We start from the raw sequence: 21013 nt of genomic DNA on the forward strand, positions 1-21013 counted from the left end.
TGCGCCCTGATTAGATAGGGCGGTGAGAATTTTGGCACACCAAGGAGCGTACAGGCATGACAGCGAGAATGAACCAGACCGAAACAGTGGCCCTAGCGGAGGCAATGCCCCCCGCTCCGACAATCGCCCAGACCGGCGGACAAGCCTTGGGCGGTGGAGCGATCGCCGTCCTCATCTTCGCCATTTTGATCGCGATCTGGGGCGTGAATGCCCTGGTGCAGATCTGCGACCCCAACAAAATTTTGGTGATTTCTGGCCGCAAGTATCGCCGGGCCGATGGGCAGACGATGGGTTATCGCGTGATTTACGGCGGGCGCACGTTTCGCATTCCCATTCTCGAAACCGTTAAAACCATGGATTTGACCACCATGCCGGTGCCCATTGAGGTCACCAACGCCTACTCCAAAGGGGGCACGCCGCTGGATATTCAGGCGATCGCCAATGTAAAAATTGCCCGCGATGAAACCCTGGTGGGCAATGCGATCGAGCGCTTTTTGGGCCGGGGCCGCGAAGAAATTTCGCGGGTGGCGCGGGAAACCCTGGAGGGCAACCTGCGGGGCGTGGTGGCCACCCTCACCCCCGAGCAGCTCAACGAAGATCGCCTGGAGTTTGCCGAGCGCATTGCCAGCGACGTGCGCAACGACCTGGTCAAGCTGGGCCTGCACCTCGACACCCTAAAAATTCAAAGCGTGGCTGACCAGGTCGACTACCTCAACTCCATTGGGCGGCGACAGATCGCCAACGTGGTGCGCGATGCCGAAATCGCCGAATCTAATGCCAAGGCCGAGGCCGAGCAGATCGAAGCCGACAGTACTCGCCAGGCTGAGGTAGCCAAAACCCAGGCCCGCACCGTCATTCAAGAAAAGGAAAACGAGCTGCGCCGAATCACCGCCGAGGTAGAAAAGCAGGCCCGCATTGAAGAAGAGCGCACCCAGGGTGCCGCCGAGGAGGCCCGAGCCCGTGCCCAGCGAGAGCTGCAAGCCATTCGCGCCAATCTCGAACAGGCCCGCCTGGAGGTGGAGCAGGTGCTGCCCGCCAAGGCCCAACAGCGCGCCCAAGAATTTCAGGCTCGCGGAGCTTCCGCCACGCTCGAAGAAAACGCCAAAGCCTCAGCCCAGGCCAGCCAAATGCTGGTGCAGGTGTGGCAAGACACGGGGGTTGATGCCTCCCAGCTATTTTTGGTGCAGCAGCTCGAAATGGTGCTAAAGCAGGCCGGGCGCATTCCCAGTCGACTGCTGCTCGACAAGGTGAACGTGATTGACAACGGGGACGGCAAGGCGATCGCATCGCTGCTCAACGCCTACCCCGAAATGGTGAAGCAGTTTCTGCGCCAGTCCGAAGACATCCTCGGCATTCCCCTCGCCGCCACCCATTCCCCATCATCTCCCTCCCTATCTTCCCCCGCCACCCTCACCCCACCTTCGGAGCCCACCCCATGAGTCTCATCTTCACCCTCTTAGTCGTCATGTTTGGGGCGACCGGTAGCCTGCTGCTGATCATCAAAAATCTCTACTACATCTGTCAGCCCAGTGAGGTGCTGATCTTTTCGGGCGATCGCCGCACCGTCAGCGACGGCCACAGCGTCGGCTATCGCCTGGTCAAGGGCGGCAGCAGCATTCGCAAACCCCTGCTGGAAAAAACCTTCCGCATGGAGCTGACCAACATGATCATCGACCTCAAGGTGGCCAATGCCTACTCCAAGGGCGGCATTCCCCTCAATGTCGATGGTGTGGCGAATATCAAAATTGCGGGCGAAGAACCGGCGATTCACAATGCGATCGAGCGGCTGCTGGGCAAGAGCCGCGAAGAGATCGAAAAAATTGCCCGCGAAACCCTCGAAGGCAACCTGCGCGGCGTGCTGGCCACCCTCACCCCCGAGCAGGTCAACGAAGACAAAATGGCCTTTGTGCGCAACCTACTCGACGAAGCCGACGACGACCTGGCCCAGCTGGGGCTGATTCTCGACAACCTGCAAATTCAAAACATTTCCGACGATGTCGGCTACCTCAACTCGATCGGGCGCAAACAGCGAGCCGACCTGTTTCGCGATGCCCGCATTGCAGAGGCCGAAGCCAAGGCCCAGTCAGCCCTACAATCTGCCGAAAACCTGAAGCGCACCTCCCTACGCCAGATCGAGGCTAAAATTGAAACCACCCGCGCCGATGCCGATCGCCGTTTGCAAAACGCCCTCAGCCAGCGCCAGGCCGCCATCTCCGAAGCCGAGTCTGAAATTGCCGCCGAAGTCGCCCGCACCGAAGCCGAGCTAGCTATCCAGCGCGAACGCCGCAACCAGGTAGAACAGCAGCTCCAGGCGGATGTGATTGCCCCCGCTGTGGCCGCCTGTCAGCAGGCCCAGGCCCGCGCCAAGGGCGACGCCGCCAGCATTGTCGAAGACGGTCGCGCCCGTGCCGAGGGCATTCGCGAACTGGCTACCACCTGGCAGGCAGCCGGCGATCACGCCCGCGAGATCTTTCTGTTTCAAAAGCTGGAGGGGCTGCTAGAAAATCTGGTGGCCACGGTGCCCGAGGTTGTAGTAGACAGCATTACGGTAATCGACCCCGGCGGCGGCGGCAACGCCACCAAGCTGGCCTCGTTTATGGAGCAAATGAAACAGGCCACCGGGGTCGATCTGGGCCAAACGTTGCAGAATTTTGGCGGCGGTGCCTCCCCGGCTTCCTTAGCGGCTAAATCAGACGCTGACAGCCAGGGATAATACCGAAGCCTGCTTGGCTACCCCTAATACCTCTGGGCGAACGGCAGTTCGCCCCTACAGGTTGGCCGATTGGAAATTGGGGGTATGGTATGGAATTCGGATTCGGTATAACGGCTTGCCGACTCAGCATGTCTTTCTGTACTGGGCGGGCTCCTGAATGTCTCTGGCCATGGCCGCAATCTGTGGCGGGGCAGTAGTCGGGTCACCAAAGACAACCCTTGGGTAAACGACAGCACATCGGCGTTACTGGCGTAGTACACCCCAGGGATCAGGGACCAGAGATCAATGAAAACCGTTATTCCAGTCGGATTGCTAGCGTTGGGGCTGCCGGTGGCGGCGCTGGTGGGCACCTTTGTCTACATCAGCTCCCCCAACTGGCGAGCTGCCGACTACGATAACCTGGTCACCTACGAGGCCTACCCTGCCGGAGCGGCTAACCCAGATCAGCTCACCGTTGTCAGCTACAACATTGGCTATCTGTCGGGGTTGACCAATCAGCAGGCGGTAGAGCGCGATCGCACCCTAGCTGACCGCAACCAGGCCACGGCAGTCAAGGCGCTGGCATCGTTGCAGCCCGACATTGTGGCACTCCAGGAAATTGACTTTGACGCCTATCGATCCTTCAACCTGAACCAGCAGTTTGCGGTTTCGGCGGCGCTGGAGATGGCCTACGGTGCGATCGCCGTCAACTGGGACAAGCACTACGTGCCCTTTCCCTACTGGCCACCCCAGGCCCACTTTAAGCAGGTCGTGTCGGGCCAGGCGGTGCTCAGCCACTACCCCATTCGCCGCAACGAGCGACTGGTGCTCGGCAAGGTGCCGACAAACCCCTTTTACTACAATGCCCTGTATCTCGATCGCGTGGCCCAGGTCACCGAAATCGAAGTATCTGGCCAACCTTTGGTTGTGATCAACGTGCACCTCGAAGCCTTTGATGCCCCCACCCGCACCCGCCAAACCCAGGTGGTGCGCGAGTTAGCAGAAGGCTACGCCCAAGACTTGCCGGTGCTGCTGGTGGGAGATTTTAACAGCAGCCTGAATCGCACGGAGGAGGGTGACAGTCGCTCGATTCAGATCCTGCTAGATTCTCCGGTGCTGGCTTCTGCCCAGCCAACCGAAGGCGAGGAGGCGACCTTTCCCTCTGACCAGCCCCAGTACACCCTCGACTATATTTTCTATACTCCCGCCACCCTGGAGGTGGTTGAGGTCGGGGTGGTTGCAGGAGCGGCTCAAGCGTCTGATCACCTGCCTGTGCAGGCCCAAGTGAGGCTGCGCTGAGCAATCTTTAGGGTGTCTTGCTTAGCGCCAGCCACAGTCTCAGTTGAGCATCAGCGTAGGAATGACCATCGTTTTGCTTGGTAGAGAGGTGTGATTAAACGAGGTGAAGAAATCGAGGTGTTGCTAGCCCGGACGTAACCATAACCTCTCTACGTCGGGCGAGTGAATTTCAGCTTAATGCCGCCAGTATTGCCTAATTTGCCGCCATTTCCTACGATGCTGAGCTGCCCTTCAGCGCTAATCTCGACTGACAGCTCGACTTCATCGAGCCGCAGCCCCGTGGAAGCATCGGCCTGGCTGAACAGATCGTTGACAATGGCTAACATGCTCTCCATCTGGGTTTTGAGGGCCTGGGCATCGAGCGAGACCCGCTTGCGCCGGGTAACTGTCCTTGTGGTCTCAATGGTCTCGGGGGAACCAAAGCCGCCACCGCGATGGGCATCAGGTAGTCGTGGCCCTCGTGCAGCTCACCATGGCCCGCAAAGAACAGCCAGAGGTTGTCGCCTACATTCAAAAATGGTTTTTGAAAGCGTTTTTCAAAAAAGTCGAGCAGGTTGGCAAAGGTGGGCTTAGCCTCCATTGACCCCTGCGGCGTTGCGATCGGGGGCGCATCGTCGGCAAAGTAGTAGACCTGCTCGAAGTGCCCCTCCTGCAAAAAAAAGTCGCGCACAGCGGCGGCATCACTGACGGCATAACGCAAGGGCTGCAGGCGGGAATAATTGTTGATGCCAATGCAGATGGCCCAGTTTTTACTCATCCCGCCCAAGTTTTCATCGCAAAGTGATCTTCATTACCAGTTTTACCCTTGATTTCCACTAGATTCTGAAAAATGATTTTTGGGAAGGCATAAGGGGGGAGATGGGAGTCAGTACTCAGCCTAACTCCTATCTCCTGCCAACATTACCCCTTGGTACAGATCCCCCATCGCGATCGCCAACCCTATGCTTTCCAACACCACGGTATCCTCGGCTTGATAGACCACTACATGCCAGGCATCCTGGGGCGACTGCCGTCGCCAGCATTCCACTCGCCGCTGATCTTGGGCTACCAGCACATACTCTTCCAGCGAGGTGAGGTGCTGATAATCTCTAAACTTATCGCCCTGGTCAAACTCTTCGGTAGGGGGTGACAATACCTCGGCAATTAGCTTGGGGTAGCGCTTAACGTAGCGATCGCCCAAATCGCGTGGGTCGCAGGTGACAAAGGCATCGGGATAGTAGAAAAAATCATCGGCATAGTTGACCTTGACGTCGCCAGAAAAAAACTGACAGTCACCACCCCGCAAATGCAAGTTAATCTCGGTGAGTAAATTGATGCTGAGGCGGCTGTGGTTGTCGCTGCCTCCCGCCATCGCATAGACCACCCCCCGCCGATACTCATGGCGAATGGCATTGTCATGCTCAAGCGCCAAATACTCGTGCGGACTAAAGCCCGATGGAATGGCTACCATAGCGGTTGCCCCCTGCAACTATCGTGGTTGAAGTAGTATCACGATCCCGCCTCTTATACTACCTTCCGCTTCTCCTCGACATCCGCCCTATGCATACACTCGTGATTAGTTTTGAGCTTTAGCTAAAGTTCGTTTGGATCGATGCCGAGTTCCTTCAGTTTGGCAAAGGCGCGATGGTCAGAGACCAGTCTAGGGGCCAACGCGCTCCTCGATCGCCACTAGGATAAAACACCTCAAAGCGAATACCTAAGGTGGGAGAAGCCCAGGGAAAATTCCTCAGCTAGGTCAAGACAGCTCTATTGTAGTGGCCAGTAACTTGCTCCGAGACGCAGAGGGTTAGCCCTGGGCCGCTTTGCTATCTTCTGTCACGACCCCCAGCTTCTCGGGGTTGATCTGAAACTGAATATTGGCTGACTTCTTTTTCCCAGGAATTTCCTGTGCGCCTAGGAGATAGCCGTCTTCTCTCAGCTCTTCAACGGTGCGCCAAAAGATTTGGTTGTTGCGGGATGAGTTACGGCCCAGTAGGTCTAAATTTTTGAACAGATACCGTTTTGAGATGCTCAGGTATTGTCCATCGTGCAGCCGATCCCACTTCATGCGGCTAGCGAGATAGACCAGCAGCTTGGTTTTGTAGTCGTGCTTGGTGTTGCCGCCGAGTTTTTGGCTAATGTCTAGGCTATTGGCAAACAGCACGTAGTCGCCGGTGCGGGCGGGGCCATCGAAGAATTCCAGAGAAATGGTGTAGGCGTCAGCCAATTCATAGGTATAGTCGGCAGCTTTGAGGAGATCGAAGTTGCGGGGGACGTTTTCAATTTCGTAGTCTTTGATGCGCAGCACGCTTTTGATCGTGACCTTTGCGCCCAGGTTGTCGCCCTTGCGCAGCGACTGGGCAAAGACTAGTTCAGTGCGGTGGAGGGCTACCAGGTCGCGGTGGAGCTGCGATCGCAACTTTGAGGCAAACCCACCATCCTTAGTACGGGTATAGCCCAGCGCCTCTAGCAGGTCGTTGGAGCGAAACGAGACCAGGGGACCATTGCCCTGTTCGGAAGCCAGACGATAAAGGTAGAGAACAATGGAGACCTGCCGGGGGTTGAGGAAGGTCAGTAGGGCCATCAACAGCCGCTCGATGCGGCGGTCTTGAATTTTCTCGATGCCCTTGCTCACCCCCAGATCAACAAAGGATTGCAGATCCAGGTTTGAGCACTGGGCCTGGAGTTCTTCCCATTCTTCTTCAGAGACATTCTCTAGCGGTACTCGCCGAGTGACGGCTACCTCGGTGGCATCTCGCCCATCGGCCTCTACTCGCATCTCCAGGTAGTAGCCATCCCCATCAGAGCGGAGGATGGGCAACTGCACATCGGGGTTATTCAACGATGCCCCAGCTCGCGGCAGCACCATGAGGAGCTGCCCATCGACGGGGAATGTGGTCTCTTCGTTAGAAGATGTGGAGAGATTACTCAACCGGAGTTTCTACCCTCGTAGGCGATCGCTCGTAGGTGATCACTTTGGCGAATTCATTCTAATGAATAACTTGACAGAGTGATCATCTCGATGAGGTGCCTGTAACTCCGGCGTATGTTTTGATCGCTTGGGCCTGTAACTTTGGCGTATGGTTTTGCCTGTAACTCCGGCGTATGGGTAAGAAAGCACCTGTAACTTTGGCGTATGGTTTTGCCTATAACTCCGGCGTATACCTTTTCGACAGCAGCTTTAGAAACCTCTCTCTCCGTCTTGATCCCCTGAGTGAAGCCTGTAACTTTGGCGTATGGTTTTGCCTATAACTCCGGCGTATGGGTAAGAAAGCACCTGTAACTTTGGCGTATGGTTTTGCCTATAACTCCGGCGTATACAGGCCCTGTAACTCTGGCGTATAGGGCTTTTTAAGGTATTGAGAAGATTTTTGAGCGGTGTTAACCTTTGGCGAATGTTCTACAGAAGAACATCTGAACTATTTGCTCGAATTCACTCAGGAGGTGCTCAAACCCATCACAGATATCTCTATATCAAAAGACCCCAGCTGCGGTAACAGCTAAGGTCTTTTGATCAAAACTCCACTGCGGGAAGCAATGGCAACACTCAAGAAAATGCTTTGGCGAGCAGCTTGAGGGTTGTCAATCGAGTTATGCGTTCATTCTAGGTTGCTAGATCGGATTCATCAAGGGCTGTTGTGCTCTTGATTGATTTTGTGCCGGTTTACAGCTGTAAGTAAGGGGTTTTTGTTCGCCTATGTATAGGCGTTGCTCAAGAATATTGGGGTGATGGCTTAGTTTATCTGGCGATCGTTATCCATCAGGTAATGTCTACAAAACACCTTACTTAGTGGTGGGCACTGTCCACCCTACGGGTAGAGCTGGAGATATTCTTGCAAGCAATTACCTAACAAAGATCTGGACTACCTAGGTTCTGAATAACGCAGATCTGCTCCCGCGCACTGACGTTGCGCTCTGGGACTATCAATCAGCGTGAAAACCTTACAGACTCGGTTCACTTGTGTAAAAGAGCAGGACAACCCATTTCTGAGCCTGTGGCCTCACCGATTTGACTACATTTGGGCAGAACAGATTGCCCCCAACGAGAAACCGACTTGGCAGACTGAATCGAGACATCCCCTCAGCGATCGCCTGATTTTGCAGGGGGGCTTTCTCTACGGAGTGCGCTTTGGCCGCACGACGAAGTACGTGCTTATAGACATTGATAGAGGGAGCCGATACCACCCTGCTGCTGACCCCCAGGCGTTGCGTCGCATTCAGAATGCGCTGGAGCCTTTGGGGTTACCGTCATGCATCATGCTCACGTCGAGCTATAGCGGCGGACTGCATCTCTACTTTCCCTTTGATCAACCGCAGGTGAGTTGGGAGATTGCTCTGGGAGTAACTACTCTGCTGCACAATTCTGGGCTCAAGTGCGCGTCAGGCCAGCTTGAGGTGTTTCCAAACCCAAGGAAGTTTTCTGCTCCGGGCACTGGTGAAGTCTCTCTCTACGCAGCTCACCGGCTGCCGTTGCAAGCAGGGTCTTATATTCTCAACAGCGATCTTGAGCCGGTTTACAGTTCACAAGAGCGATTTGCCGAGCTGTGGCATCGCACTAGTTCCCACAACACGATTGATAGTCAGTTGCTCAAACAAACTCTAAAGAGTACGCGACGGCAAGAATATCGGGTTACCACTAAAGCCGAAAAGTTTCTCAACGATCTCAATGCTGAGATTGAGCCTGGGTGGACGGGGCCAGGGCTGACAAATCGCCTGCTGGGCAGAATTGCGATGCGGAGCTATGTGTTTGGCCATGTGCTCTATGCCCAGGTCCCGCTGGTGGGGGACGCACTGGTGGCAGATATCGTTCGGATAGCGCGAGAGCTGCCAGGGTTTTATGAGTGGAGCAACCACATTCACGAAATTGAGGCAAAGGCAAAGGACTGGGCCAGGGCGGTTGAGCATAGCCACTATTACCCCTATGGCGTAAACAAAGCTTCTAAAGTGCTTGTTACGACTGGGCTCTCGACCTATAACGAGGGAAAGGCAAAACAGGCCCGAGAGAAAATTCGACTGGCGATCGCAACTCTACTCGATGAAGGCCAGCTCCCCATTACGGTAAAACAACGGTTCACGATGCTGACCAAGCGCTTTGCGATTGGTGGGCCAACCCTCTATAAGAACAAAGACCTGTGGCACCCAAATTACCTGCGTGGAGTTGACCCTGGGGACACCCCCCCGGACCCCCCGATCGATTTAGAGATGACTGCGGGGCACGAGCGCTTTGAGGCGCTCAGCCCCGCCAGTCACCCAAGCTTATTGGTAGAAGGGGGGTGTAACCCGTTGCCAGATCAGGGCTACAGCGATCGCAATGCGGCGGATGGGCAGCCTGAGGTGTGTAACGCCCATGCTGCCCATTGCTCTCCGGTGCAGATCAGGGAGGCGATCGCCCAAGCCCAGGAGCAGCGTCGGCAGCAGCAGGCCCAGGCTGCTGCTGCCCATCGGCAGATGAAGCAGCAGACAGCCCAGCAGGCGATGGTTGAGCGCATGAGAGGATATTTGGTCTCTGAAGACCCTATTTTGATGGGTGAGGCGTTGGGGTGGCTGCGATCGCACCCAGAGTACCGAGAGCGGTTGCTGTAGGGGGCGATCAGATCATGATTGCGTTGCTAGCCTACTTCGGCTTTGCAGGCTAACGTTCCTAACCAGCGCCGGTAGATAACCTTGAACTCAGCAGCAGCGGCTCTCGTTGGCTCTCGTCCCCCTGCTGCCTTGGGGTGGTTAGATGGCTCTCCGCATATCTGATACGAATTCAAACCAAGTGGGTATAGTTGCCCTAAATTCAGTCCTGCCCAGAGCAATCTGGGAAGATAGCTGTGATCATATGGCCAGTATTTTGAAGTCAATTTGTTAGTGGCTGAGAGCGATGCGATCGCTGCCCGTTATTAAGACAAGACACCTGTGTAGACTTGGGATATCTCTGCCGCAAGCTGCCTGTCAACCCACGGCAATGACAAGTTAACTCCGCCATAGAGGCTCAGGTATGTCAACGATTCAGCTGATAATTGCCGATAACCACACCCTGGTGCGGGCGGGTTTTCGAGCACTGATAGAAGAGCTGGACGGCATTGAGGTGGTTGGTGAAGCTGAAAACGGGCGTGATGCCCTCCATTTGGTCGAAACCTGTAGACCCCAGATTGTGCTGATGGATATTGCCATGCCCGAGATGAACGGGCTAGAGGCCACCGCCCGCATTGCCCGCGAGTTTCCCCAGGTGCGGGTGTTAATTGTGTCGATGCATGCCAACGAAGAGTACGTCTACCAGGCGCTGCGATCGGGGGCCAGCGGCTACCTGCTCAAAGACAGCGGTGCCGAAGAGCTAGCGATCGCCCTGCGAGCGATCGCTCGGGGCGAGACCTATCTCTGCCCCGCCGTCTCTAAGTATGTCGTGAGTGACTACGTGCGCCGCCTGGGGCAAGACCAAAACCCCCTCGACCAGATCACCCCGCGCCAGCGCGAGATTCTTCAGCTAATTGCCGAAGGTAAAAACACCAAGGATATCGCTGAGATGCTCTACATCAGCCCTAAAACTGTCGAAACCCACCGCACCCAGCTGATGGATCGCCTGGATATTCACGATATTGCCGGGCTGGTGCGCTATGCCATTCGCACGGGGGTGGTGGTGTTGGAGTAGCCTGCGTTATTTATGAGGACATTCTAATGTCTGCATGAATCATGCAGGCTAGGAGCGCAGCCAGCAGCGGCGCACCAAACCGGTAGAGTAGACGGCAAAGATCAGACTTTTCCTGATGTGCGGCCAGGGCTTCATTACTTATCGTAGAGCTACAGATTGACATCAAAAAGAGCTGACTGTCAGGGGTATGAAGAGGTTAGGACACAGCTATGTATACCTGCGCTAATGATGTTGCACCGCACAATGCCTATCTAACATCGGCCGTTGCCCCCCCCTGTCTGCCGTCGGTACCGGAGGTGAGCCAGCCGGGGCTAGGGGAAGACAGCGATCGCCATTCTCTGGCGGCGGCCTTGAGTTCGCTACAACGCATTCATCAATCCTTAGATCTAGACATATTGCTGCCGACCACGGTATCTGAGGTGCGGCGGCTGTTGCAGGTAGAGCGAGTGTTTTTGTTTCGCTTTGAGCTTGACTGGAGTGGGGTGGTGGTGGTCGAAGACTGCGCCCTCGGCTGTCTGCCACTCCAAGGTCGGCGGGTCTACGACGATTGCTTTGCCGAGAAGTGGGTGAGCGCCTATACCCAGGGCCGAGTGCAGGCGGTGGGTGATATAGAGCAGGCAGGCTTAACCCCCTGCCACCGAGATTTGCTCAGAGGCCTGGGGGTGCGGGCAAATTTGGTGGTGCCCCTGCTAGTCGAGGGTCGGCTCTGGGGTCTGCTGGTGGCCCAGCACTGCACTGCCCCGCGCCCCTGGCAGATGGTGGAGGTGCAAATCATGCGTCAGCTGTCGGTGCAGGTGGGTTTGGCCATTCAGCAGGCGGAGCTGTACCAGCAGATGCAGGCAGAACTCACGACTCACCGACAGGCAGAAGCTCAGCTATTGCAGCAGGCGGAGCGATCGCGCGATCGCCACCTGGAGAGTATTGGCACGCTGTCTAAGGGGATGGCCCACGACCTCAGCGATATTCTCACCCCAATCATGCTGGCGGCAGAAATGCTCAAGCAGCCCGCCCTCGATAGCGAGCAGCAGCAGCGGTGGCTTAACCGCATTCACACTAGCGCCCATTGGGGCGTCAGCCTGGTCGATCAGATTTTATCGTTTGCCCAGGGTATGGGCGGTCAGCGAGGAGAAATTCAGCTGGCCTACCTGCTAGGGGAGCTGGTGCAAACCCTGCAAGAGACCTGCCCAGCGGGCATTGTAGTGACCTCGCGGTTGCGACAGCCCCGCCTGTGGACGGTAGATGCCAATGCGGCCCAACTGCACCAGGTGTTTATGAACCTCTGCCTTAACGGCTTTGAGTCTATGGCCCAGGGCGGTACCCTGCACCTTGAGGCGCGCAATGTCTGGTGGCGAGGTGACCATCCCCAAACCAAGTCGGGGCCCTACGTGGTGGTAACGGTGACCGACACGGGCACGGGCATGACAGCAGCGGTGCGCGATCGCAGCAGCGAACCCTTCTTCACTACCCGCGCTGAAGCCGGCCATTCTGGGCTGGGGCTGTCTACCGCCCAGGGACTGGTGAAAGGCCACGGCGGCTGGCTCACAACCCATAGCCAACCCGGCAGCGGCACCACCGTTGAGGTCTATCTACCGGCGATCGTGGAGCCCGCAGCGCTGGTTTCAGATTTGGCCTCAGTGTCTGCCGGGCTAGACGGCGGTAATGCCCTCGTGCTTTTGGTAACAGCCGATGACCCTATCTGCGAACTGCACCGCACCCTGCTAGAGGGCTACGGCTACCGAGTTCTGGTGGCCGAGGAGGGGGCCGATGCGATCGCCCTATTCATTCAACACCAGACTGAGCTGGGGGCAGTGGTCTTAGACCTGGCTCTGCCCACCTTCAATGGCATAGCCATGCTGCGTCGCATGCACCACATTTTGCCTATGCTACCTCTGGTGGCCCTAGGCCAGGGCGACCTCACCGAGGTGTCAGCGACCACCCTAGACTCACCCGACGGCGCGACCCTACTGACTACCCTCGCCCAGGCCTGCCCTCCCCCCAAATCTAACTCAGCAATAATCTGAGTCTGACTCAGGCATTTCCTGATGGGTAAAGCCATCTTCAAAGCTTAATTTAGGACTATCTAAGAGGTGTGGCCGGGGTAAGCCAAGGCTGGGTTCGCTAATCGGCTATATCTTCCTCCGGTTTTTTGCCATTACTCCGTAGGGTTGCAGCCATTATTCCCCCGTACCCCTATTTTTTGCAAGGCTATGGCACAGTTACTCACCACTGCCTATCAGCGCATTCCCTTCGTGCCCCCCGCTGAATCTGGGGCAGCTCAGATGCCCATGATCGCCGGTCAGCCCCTGCGCCAGTGTGTTGCTGAGTTTAGTGCCTATCTCCAGCGCTGCTCAACCCTGTCTGACCTATTGCAAACTGCCATGGCCAAAATCTGTGGGGCGATCGCCGCCGATGTGGTGGCAGTGAGCCAGCGATGGTCTAATGAAGATGATTGCCTGCTAGCTACAACCTACGGTCAGGGGCCTACGCCTGAGGTCTGCCCTCGCTTTTTTCGCTGGGTAGCGGGTACACCCGATCTAGAGCATATCCATTGTCTCAACGCTGCCACCCTCCAGCAGCTGCCCATTGCCCTGGAGCAGAGTTTACAGCTTCAGCACATGGACAGTGGCTGGATCGTTCCCCTGTGGTATGACGGGCAGCTCTGGGGTCACTTGATGGGGTTTTGGCGATCGCCCTTTGCGCCTAGGGCAGTAGACATTATGGCTCACCTAGAGCAGATGGCGGCCCAGCTGATGGTGGGTGTGAGACTGATCGAGCTGCAGCGGCAGGTCAACTATAGCCAGGGCCAGCAGCGTCGGCTAGAGCAGTTGCTCCATCACCTTCAGTCACACGAACCGCTGACCAAACTCCTCAATCGCAAACACTTTTTGCATGAGCTGGCTCAGGCACTGGCTACTGAACAGGTCTCTCAACTAACCGGGGTCATGCTGATCAATCTCGATCGGTTTCAGGCCATTAAAGATAGCCTGGGCCATGAGGTCGGCGATCAGCTACTGCTGGCGGTGAGCAGCCGTCTGGCTCGGGCTTTAGACCCTGTCCATATTTTGGGCCATTGGGGCGAAGACACCTTTGCCATTGTGCTGCGACAAATGACTGATCTAGACAGCATCTGGGCGATCGCTGCCCAATTATCCCTGGAGATTGAGTGTCCCTACGATTGCCACCATACCGAAGTGTTTCTTACCGGGTGCATAGGCATTGCCCTCAGCCACCCCGGCCAGACTACGGCCGAAACCCTGTTGCAAGAAGCTGATACCGCTCTGCATCAGGCCAAGTGCCAGGGCAAAGGGCAAATCTTGAGCTTTCAGCCTGCTATGCAGGAGCAGATGCTGGCCCGCCTGCAGCTCGAAATCGATCTGCGCAAAGCCATCCAGCGCCAAGAGTTTGTGCTTTACTACCAGCCGATTGTGACCTTGAGCAACCAATCGCTGGTGGGCTTTGAGGCGCTGGTGCGCTGGCAACACCCTACCAAGGGAATGATTTCTCCGGCAGAGTTCATTTCTCTGGCCGAAGAGACCGGGCTGATTGTAGCGATTGATCAGTGGTGTTTGCAGAGCGCCTGCGAGCAGATGCACCAGTGGCAGCAGCAGTGGCCCAACCTACCGCCCCTGAGCATTAGCGTTAATCTCTCTAGCCAGCATTTTTTACAGCCCAATTTGGTCGAGCACATTCAAACCTGCCTAAAGAACGCTGAGATTGCTCCCGATCGCCTCAAACTCGAAATTACTGAAAGGGTTTTAATTGGCAACACCGGTCTGGCCACCGCTATTTTGACAGAGCTTCAGCAGCTCGGCATTCAAGTCAGCATGGATGACTTTGGCACGGGCTATTCGTCGCTCAACTATTTGCATCAGTTTAAGTTCGATACTCTCAAAGTCGATCAGTCATTTATTGCACTACTAGAAAACGGTGCCGAAAAAACGGCGATCGTTCAGGCGATCGTTACCTTGGCCCATGCCCTGGGTATGAGTGTGGTGGCAGAAGGGGTCGAAACCTCAGCGCAGCACGATTTATTGGCAGCTATGCATTGCGAGTATGGCCAGGGCTATTTATTTGACCAACCGCTAACTCCTGACGATGCCACCGACACAATCGAGCAGCAATTTTTCTAGGGCAGACCTCAGAAAGTCAGGCGATCGCGTGCATCCTACTTTTGCAGGTGCCTAGGGCCTTCCTACTTGCATGAGAAGCCATTGGGGAGCAAAATATCTGCTGTAGATTCGCGGGCGCACAGAAATAACTGACTAGCTAGCTGTCAACATGATAAATTTACAAACCTGAGATATAGTTTGTGCAGATTGGATGCATGAGGCTCAAGGAACAAGTTAAAAATCTGCAAGAAACCATGAAAATAGTCAAACCTGGATAATCCGGAAGACTTTTAAAACTATTGACATAAAGTTACAGTACACTGAGATTTTAATTCTTTTTCGTTATATTTTTTACCAGGATCAAGCGGTATGGATTGGCTAAAATTTTGCCTTCAGGCATCTCAATATAATTACGCAAGATAATCTAACTTCAAAAATATAGACGACAAAAATTAGGTGCAATTAGCATGGGTTAATCGAGGCAATGCCACTAAAGTAGTAAACATGAAGGAAAGAGATAAAGCCTGATTGTGAGCAAGCGGCTCACCCATCTGCTACTCGAAGAACGAAACGATTAGCGTTTCCGCTACAGCCTCAATTGGTCATCTCTCTACTTCGGTGCAAGCTACCGCAAGGTTGGTCAAAGAAGAGATCATTTCTTCAGCTACAAAGAAGAATGTATTTCTAAGTCCAACCCAGACTGCAAGCCGCAGGGGGCATTACCTAATACCCTGCCAACAAACTCACTTCAGGTAAATCATTGCCACTTCAGGAGACTTATCATGTTTGCTAAAACTTTCCGTAATACCCTAATCGCCTCTACACTGGTTGTCGCTGGTTCTATTCTTGCTGCCCCAGCTATGGCTGGAACAGAGGGCTCAGGTGAGGTAGGTGGTACTGTCGAAGTTATCAACGAACTTACTTCTTACACCCCACCAGTCAGTGGTCTAACTGGAGCGATTACCGCAACCGGCAGTAGGGACATGGGCACCCTAGTTATTCGGAATAACAATCCGGATGGATGGACTCTAAGTGTCAACTCTGAAAATGGTGGCAAGTTGCACCTTAGTACTGGTGCCGGGCTGACTGACATTGTGGCTGACACGTATATCCCGTATGCAGACCTAACCGCGACTGGTGCCCCTGATACTTCAACTGTAACACTCGCGACTATTCCCGATAATCCTGCTGCTGCTGCTGCTTTTGTTGTTGCACCCTACAGCGCAGCCTTTGCAGATAGCGATGGTGCTTCAATTACTATTGCATCTACTCTCAGCAATGGGACTGCTGGAGGTGTGGGCGGGGTGGCTCCTGCAGGTATGCCGGCTGGCGAATACAAAGATACCCTCTACTTTACCCTCAGCTCTAATTAGTTAGAGAGGATGACCAGGGTTATTCCTAGCTAGATTGTTCATAGTGCGGAGATAACCTATCTCCGCACTATGGCGCTGAAAAGGAGGTGGGTTATGAGTTGGCAATATGGTGGCAAGGTTGGTTTTTCACGTCGGTTGGGCATTTCCCGCAGACTCCTGACCCTAGGGCTGTTGGGGCTGGGCACCCTGTATCCAGCCGTGGCCCTAGCCTTGGAGACAGTTCAATACACCCCAGGGTCTTCGTTTACGATCAACCTCACCAGCGGCAACCCCAACCAAGATTTTGGGGTGGTTCACCTTCAGTCAGATAGCCCAACGGGGTGGGTGTTGCGGGTGCGCTCAGTCCAGGGGGGGATGCTCAAGCATGAAGCTGATATGGGAGGTATTGCCTATAGCCTCACTGTAAATGGCATTCAGGTGGGCAGTTTGGCTAGGGGCAACGAGGTGACGGTGACCACAACAACAGGCCTCACCTGTGCACCGCCCACGGGTTGCAGCTATCCGGTGCAGGCCACCGTCTTGTCGGGCGATCTTCAGGGGCGGCCCTCTGGTTCGTACTCAGATACGCTGGTGTTTACTCTCGTTAATCAATAGAAATAAATCAATCTTGATATTCCCAGCGACATTTCATTAAATCCCCTAGAGAGACAGATAAATTACTAAGAAAAGGGGCATGATTAACCCAGTGGTGAGCTACAAAAACCAGGGTTAATTTACCGCATTCCTTCAGCAGTTTTAAACCCAGTCTCTCCGCAGCACTCCATGGAGAATCGACAATGAAAACTTTGACGCAAACCTTGGCACCCATCGGCTGTCTAGCCTCGCTTTTGCTGGGGGTGGGGGCATTGATGGCCCCACCCAGCTGGGCCGATGCTAGCTATCAGCTCTCACCCTCTAGCCTCACCCTCTCACCCAGCGGCTCTCGCTCCACTGGCTCCTTTCAGGTACGCAGCACAGGCGATGAGCCCGTAGCGGTTGAAATTCGCGTCACCGAACGCCAGATGGATTTGAACGGCAGAGAAACCCGCCCCGATGCAGAAGACGATTTTGTGGTTTACCCGCCCCAAATTTTGCTGCAACCGGGCCAGGTGCAAACCGTGCGCGTCACCTGGCTGGGCGAGCCTAACCCAGAGCATGAACTGCCCTTTCGACTCATTGCCGAGCAGTTGCCCATTGCCTTTGACGAGCCTGACGTTGAGGTCACTACTGCGGTGGTGAGAATTAACGCCCTCTATAACTATGTAGCTACTCTCTACGTTGCCCCCCCAGGCGTCAGCCCCAACGTGGTGCTCGAAAGCGCCAGCCATCAAAACATCAACGGTCAAGATGCTCTGGTGGTGCAGTTTCACAACCAGGGTACGGCCCATCAACTGCTGACGGGTCTGCACCTTACCCTAGAGGCAGGCGGGCAGACAGTGACCCTCAGCCCCGAGCAACTGCAAGGGATCAGCGGCGAAAACCTGCTAGCCCAAAATCAGCGGCAGTTTACCCTGCCCTGGCCTGCCGGGTTGCCGGTGGGGCCAGTTACCGCCACCTTTGATCTGCGCTAAGCCCTGCCCCCTAGCGCTGGCCAGATGGCTCAGGAGCTGGCAACGCCAAAACCTGGAACGCCATCTGGCTTGCGATCGCCACTTCAAAAGTGCTGTCTCCGGCTGATGTTTACTGGCGATCGCCATACCCCTCTGGGCGCTGGTTTCAGCGCCCCTCTGAATGCCCCGTGTTAACGCCTTATCTCCCCACGGCAACGACGGCGACTCTGCCGGTCAATCCACTGCCTACCCCCCTGGCCGAGTCGACGCTTACGGCTGCGGCTGAAGCCCCGACTCCACCCCAGATTGACACGGCCCCCAACCCTGAAGCAGTGGGGGGCCACGCCTTGGTCTCTGGTTTACCCACCCCGCAGCCGTCGTTTTCTACCGCCCACCAGTCTCTGGCTACAGCAGTTCCTCCTGCTCTAGCAGAGGCGACAATTCAGTCTGCGGCCCCGGTCGAGCAACAGCTGGTAGAACCTCAACTCGCTGCTGCCCAAACCAAAAATGCAAATTTGCTACACCCTGGTGCTCGCCCCAGCGCGCCAGAACTGGGTCTGGTTGCTAGCCAAGCTGCCTGGAGTCCAAAGGTGGTGACTAGCGTTCATACTGCTGCGCTTTCTCAGCCAGAGCCTGCGATGGCCTTTGGCCGGTCTTCGACCATCGCCCCTCCAGCACCATCAGAACTAAGCCCAGAGCCCAAACCCCCTAGTCTTGAAATTGCCTCAGAGGCTGAAACCCTCGCCTTAGAACCAGCCGCTTCCCCGGTAGAGCCTGAAAGTCAACCTGAGCCTCCTACACCAGAGAGCACAATCCCAGCCCCAGCGACTCCTGAGCCAGAGGCTGAAATCCTTGATTTAGACTCTGGAAACCCTTCTCCTGAACCTGAAGCCCCTGAACCTGAAGCCTCTGAGGCAGAACCGGACGCTACCTCTACTGAAGCAGAGCCTACTGACTCTACAGAGGAATCGGCTGAAACTGAGGCTGAACTGTTTGAGCGGGTATTTGGTCGCCCGCCGCCGCAGGATCAGGCGATCGCTGTGCCCTTTTTCATTAACGATCAGCCCCAGGGGCAGGCGATCGTGGTGATTGCCGAGGGCAGTGCTAGCCAGGTGCAGGCCGCCCCGGTGCTCGACAAAACCGCGTCTATTTTGCAGCCAGACTTGCAAAGTCAGTTGGCGGCCCTCGTCGATAGCGAGGACTACCTAGGGCTAAACCAACTGCAACAGTTGGGCATTGAGGTGGTGTTTGATCAAACCCAGCTAGAGCTATATCTACAGATTCCGGCGGCGCTGCGGCGTACCAATGTGGTGGGGGGCACTGGGTTGCCCCCCGAGGCCGCCGATGCCCTGCCCGTGAGCACCGTCAGCGGCTACCTCAATATCTTGGCGGGCGAAGACATTGCCTGGTCAGGGGCGAGCGCTGGGCGACAGCCGTTGCGGCTCTCCCTAGATGGAGCGCTAAATCTATCGGGCTGGGTGCTAGAGGGCCGAGCCAACGTGCTCGAAGGGGGTGCGCCGGGGTTTAGCCGGGGCGATGTGCGGTTGGTGCACGATGACCCGGCCAACGCCCTGCGCTACATAGCAGGGGATCTATCGATTCCGGTGAGTGGCGCGTTTCAGACGGTGGTGCCTCTGGGCGGTATCTCAGTGTCTCGCAACTACAGCTTGCAGCCCTACCGCGTGACCCGCCCCACCGGAGAATTTACGTTTTTCTTAGAGCGGCCTTCCAGAGTAGAAATCTACATCAACGGGGTCAGGGTGCAGCAGCTACAGCTAGAGGCAGGGCCTCAAGACATTCGCAATCTGGCCCTGAGCACTGGGACCAACGATATTCAGCTGGTGATTACCGATGACCTGGGCCAGGTGCAGCGCCTCGACTTTGCCACCGCCCTGGCCGGTAACTTGTTGGCACCGGGGCTACAGCAGTTTTCTTACAATTTGGGCGTTCCCACTCGCACCCTGGGCGGGCAGCGCCAGTATCAGTGGGATGAGCCGCAGTTGGCCCTAGCCCATCGCTGGGGAGTCAGCCCCACCCTGACGCTGGGCGGCTATACGCAACTGACCCCCTCCTATCAAATGGTCGAAACCGATGGGGTGTGGGCATCAGCGGTAGGCAACTGGGGTTGGGATGTGGCGGCCAGCCACACCAGTGAACTGGGCACCGGCCTGGCCCTGCGGTTGCAGTACGAGTTACCCCCTAGTCCCCAAGACGCTACGAACCGATCGCTGCGCCTGGCGGCAGAGTACCGGGACGATCGCTTCACCACCTTGGGCTCAACCAGCCCCAGCTCCGACTGGCTCACCCTGTCGGCTTCCTACAGCCAGCGTATTTTGGGTGACACCAGCTTGAATATGGGTGGCGGCTATCGCCTGGGGCGCGATGGGCCAGATAGCTACAGCGCTAACCTGGGGCTGTCGCGATCGCTAGGCAACGGCCTCAGCGGCAGCGTTAACCTTAACCACAGCCGCAACCAGCAGGGCCAAAATGAAACGCGCGCCTTTTTGGGCTTGTCTTGGCTGATGCCCCAGCGCCGCCAGTCGCTGGCCCTCAACACCACGGTGAGTAGCACTGAGGCGATCGGCAATCGCCTGTCTTGGAGCCGTAGCCCCGATCGCCGGCTGCAAAGCCCAGGTCTAGCGGTCGATCTAAGCCGGGGTAGCCAGGGTTACGACCTGTCGGGGCGCTTGACCTACACTGACTATCGCTTTGATCTGGGCCTGACCCACGATGCTTCCTGGCCATCCCAGCCGGGGGCTACCATTAGCAACACCACTCGACTCACCTTTGGCACCGCGCTGGTGTTTGCCGATGGCCACTTTGGCTGGTCGCGACCGATTACCAACAGCTTTGTGCTGGTGGTGCCGCGCGATCGCTGGCGGGGGCAAACCATTGGCGTTAACCCCAGCCAGGAAGGTTATGTGGCTGTCGTCGATGGGTTTGGCCCGGCGGTGTTGCCCGATCTCCAGCCCTACTACGTCTCGCGGCTGCGGCTTGAGGCCCCCGATGCCCCCCTGGGCTACGACCTGGGCACCGATGAGTATGTGATTTTGCCCAGCTACCGCAGCGGCACCCTGATTATGGCCGGTACCGAGGCCTCGGCCTTTGTTCGGGGCGTGCTAGTGGATGAGGCCGGGGTACCTCTGGGTTTGCAGGCGGGTGAAGTGGTGTCGCTGTCAGACGCTAGCTGGGCCGCTCAACCCCTGTTTACCAACCGCATTGGTCGGTTTGCCCTGCTGGGGTTTACCCCAGGACGCTATGAGATCAGACTGCGCGATCGCGCCCCGCTACAATTTGAAATCCTCCCTGATCAAGAAGGCCTCATCGATCTCGGCACATTACAGATTGGCCCTCCCTAGGCCCAGCAAAAAATCCCTGGGGTCTTTAAAACCCTAGGA

15 protein-coding genes are annotated in these 21013 nt (G+C 56.2%); 11 read left to right on the plus strand and 4 right to left on the minus strand.

What is annotated here, in order from left to right; translation table 11 throughout:
- Positions 1-56: 56 nt before the first annotated feature.
- The 3 genes from AC0QKW_RS05195 (at position 57) to AC0QKW_RS05205 (ending at position 3991) form a co-directional block, all read left to right on the plus strand.
- The gene (locus AC0QKW_RS05195) at positions 57-1439 is read left to right on the plus strand and encodes a flotillin family protein (RefSeq protein ID WP_473149994.1); all 1383 of its coding nucleotides are present in this window, start codon (positions 57-59) and stop codon (positions 1437-1439) included.
- Entirely contained in the window at positions 1436-2713 is a 1278-nt protein-coding gene (locus tag AC0QKW_RS05200) for a flotillin family protein (protein ID WP_473149995.1), read from the plus strand. Before AC0QKW_RS05195 ends, AC0QKW_RS05200 begins: the two co-directional genes overlap by 4 nt.
- Before the next feature lie 285 nt (positions 2714-2998).
- The gene (locus AC0QKW_RS05205; protein ID WP_473149996.1) at positions 2999-3991 is read left to right on the plus strand and encodes an endonuclease/exonuclease/phosphatase family protein; all 993 of its coding nucleotides are present in this window, start codon (positions 2999-3001) and stop codon (positions 3989-3991) included.
- A gap of 149 nt (positions 3992-4140) precedes the next feature.
- On the opposite strand, the gene AC0QKW_RS05210 is transcribed toward AC0QKW_RS05205, so the two are convergent.
- The 4 genes from AC0QKW_RS05210 to AC0QKW_RS05225 form a co-directional block, all read right to left on the minus strand.
- On the minus strand, positions 4141-4395 hold the full coding sequence (locus AC0QKW_RS05210; protein ID WP_473150028.1) for a Pepco domain-containing protein: 255 nt from the start codon (positions 4393-4395) through the stop codon (positions 4141-4143).
- Complete coding sequence (locus tag AC0QKW_RS05215) at positions 4311-4748, minus strand: caspase family protein (protein WP_473149997.1); 438 nt, start codon at positions 4746-4748, stop codon at positions 4311-4313. Before AC0QKW_RS05215 ends, AC0QKW_RS05210 begins: the two co-directional genes overlap by 85 nt.
- 120 nt (positions 4749-4868) lie before the next feature.
- A complete protein-coding gene (locus AC0QKW_RS05220) occupies positions 4869-5441 on the minus strand; it encodes a Uma2 family endonuclease (RefSeq protein ID WP_473149998.1) in 573 nt (190 codons plus the stop codon).
- A 336-nt stretch (positions 5442-5777) separates the two neighbouring features.
- A complete protein-coding gene (locus tag AC0QKW_RS05225) occupies positions 5778-6839 on the minus strand; it encodes a hypothetical protein (RefSeq protein ID WP_473150029.1) in 1062 nt (353 codons plus the stop codon).
- 1064 nt (positions 6840-7903) lie between these two features.
- On the opposite strand from AC0QKW_RS05225, the gene AC0QKW_RS05230 reads away from it, so the two are divergent.
- The 8 genes from AC0QKW_RS05230 to AC0QKW_RS05265 all read left to right on the plus strand — a co-directional run bounded on the left by AC0QKW_RS05230 (position 7904) and on the right by AC0QKW_RS05265 (position 20974).
- The gene (locus AC0QKW_RS05230; RefSeq protein WP_473149999.1) at positions 7904-9553 is read left to right on the plus strand and encodes a hypothetical protein; all 1650 of its coding nucleotides are present in this window, start codon (positions 7904-7906) and stop codon (positions 9551-9553) included.
- Positions 9554-9953: 400 nt separating this feature from the next.
- Positions 9954-10604, plus strand: coding sequence for a response regulator (locus tag AC0QKW_RS05235; protein ID WP_473150000.1), 651 nt, complete (start codon positions 9954-9956; stop codon positions 10602-10604).
- A gap of 209 nt (positions 10605-10813) precedes the next feature.
- Entirely contained in the window at positions 10814-12625 is a 1812-nt protein-coding gene (locus AC0QKW_RS05240) for a GAF domain-containing protein (RefSeq protein ID WP_473150001.1), read from the plus strand.
- 186 nt (positions 12626-12811) lie between these two features.
- Positions 12812-14734 (plus strand): putative bifunctional diguanylate cyclase/phosphodiesterase, encoded by a 1923-nt coding sequence (locus tag AC0QKW_RS05245; RefSeq protein ID WP_473150002.1) that lies wholly within the window; start codon positions 12812-12814, stop codon positions 14732-14734.
- Between the two features lie 761 nt (positions 14735-15495).
- Entirely contained in the window at positions 15496-16086 is a 591-nt protein-coding gene (locus tag AC0QKW_RS05250) for a hypothetical protein (protein WP_473150003.1), read from the plus strand.
- Positions 16087-16179: 93 nt separating this feature from the next.
- Entirely contained in the window at positions 16180-16680 is a 501-nt protein-coding gene (locus tag AC0QKW_RS05255; RefSeq protein WP_473150004.1) for a hypothetical protein, read from the plus strand.
- Between the two features lie 182 nt (positions 16681-16862).
- Complete coding sequence (locus AC0QKW_RS05260) at positions 16863-17636, plus strand: fimbrial biogenesis chaperone (protein WP_473150005.1); 774 nt, start codon at positions 16863-16865, stop codon at positions 17634-17636.
- Positions 17637-17803: 167 nt separating this feature from the next.
- Positions 17804-20974, plus strand: a complete 3171-nt coding sequence (locus tag AC0QKW_RS05265; protein ID WP_473150006.1) for a fimbria/pilus outer membrane usher protein — start codon at positions 17804-17806, stop codon at positions 20972-20974.
- Positions 20975-21013: the final 39 nt, after the last annotated feature.

The organism is Pseudanabaena sp. PCC 9330 (genome assembly GCF_055795045.1).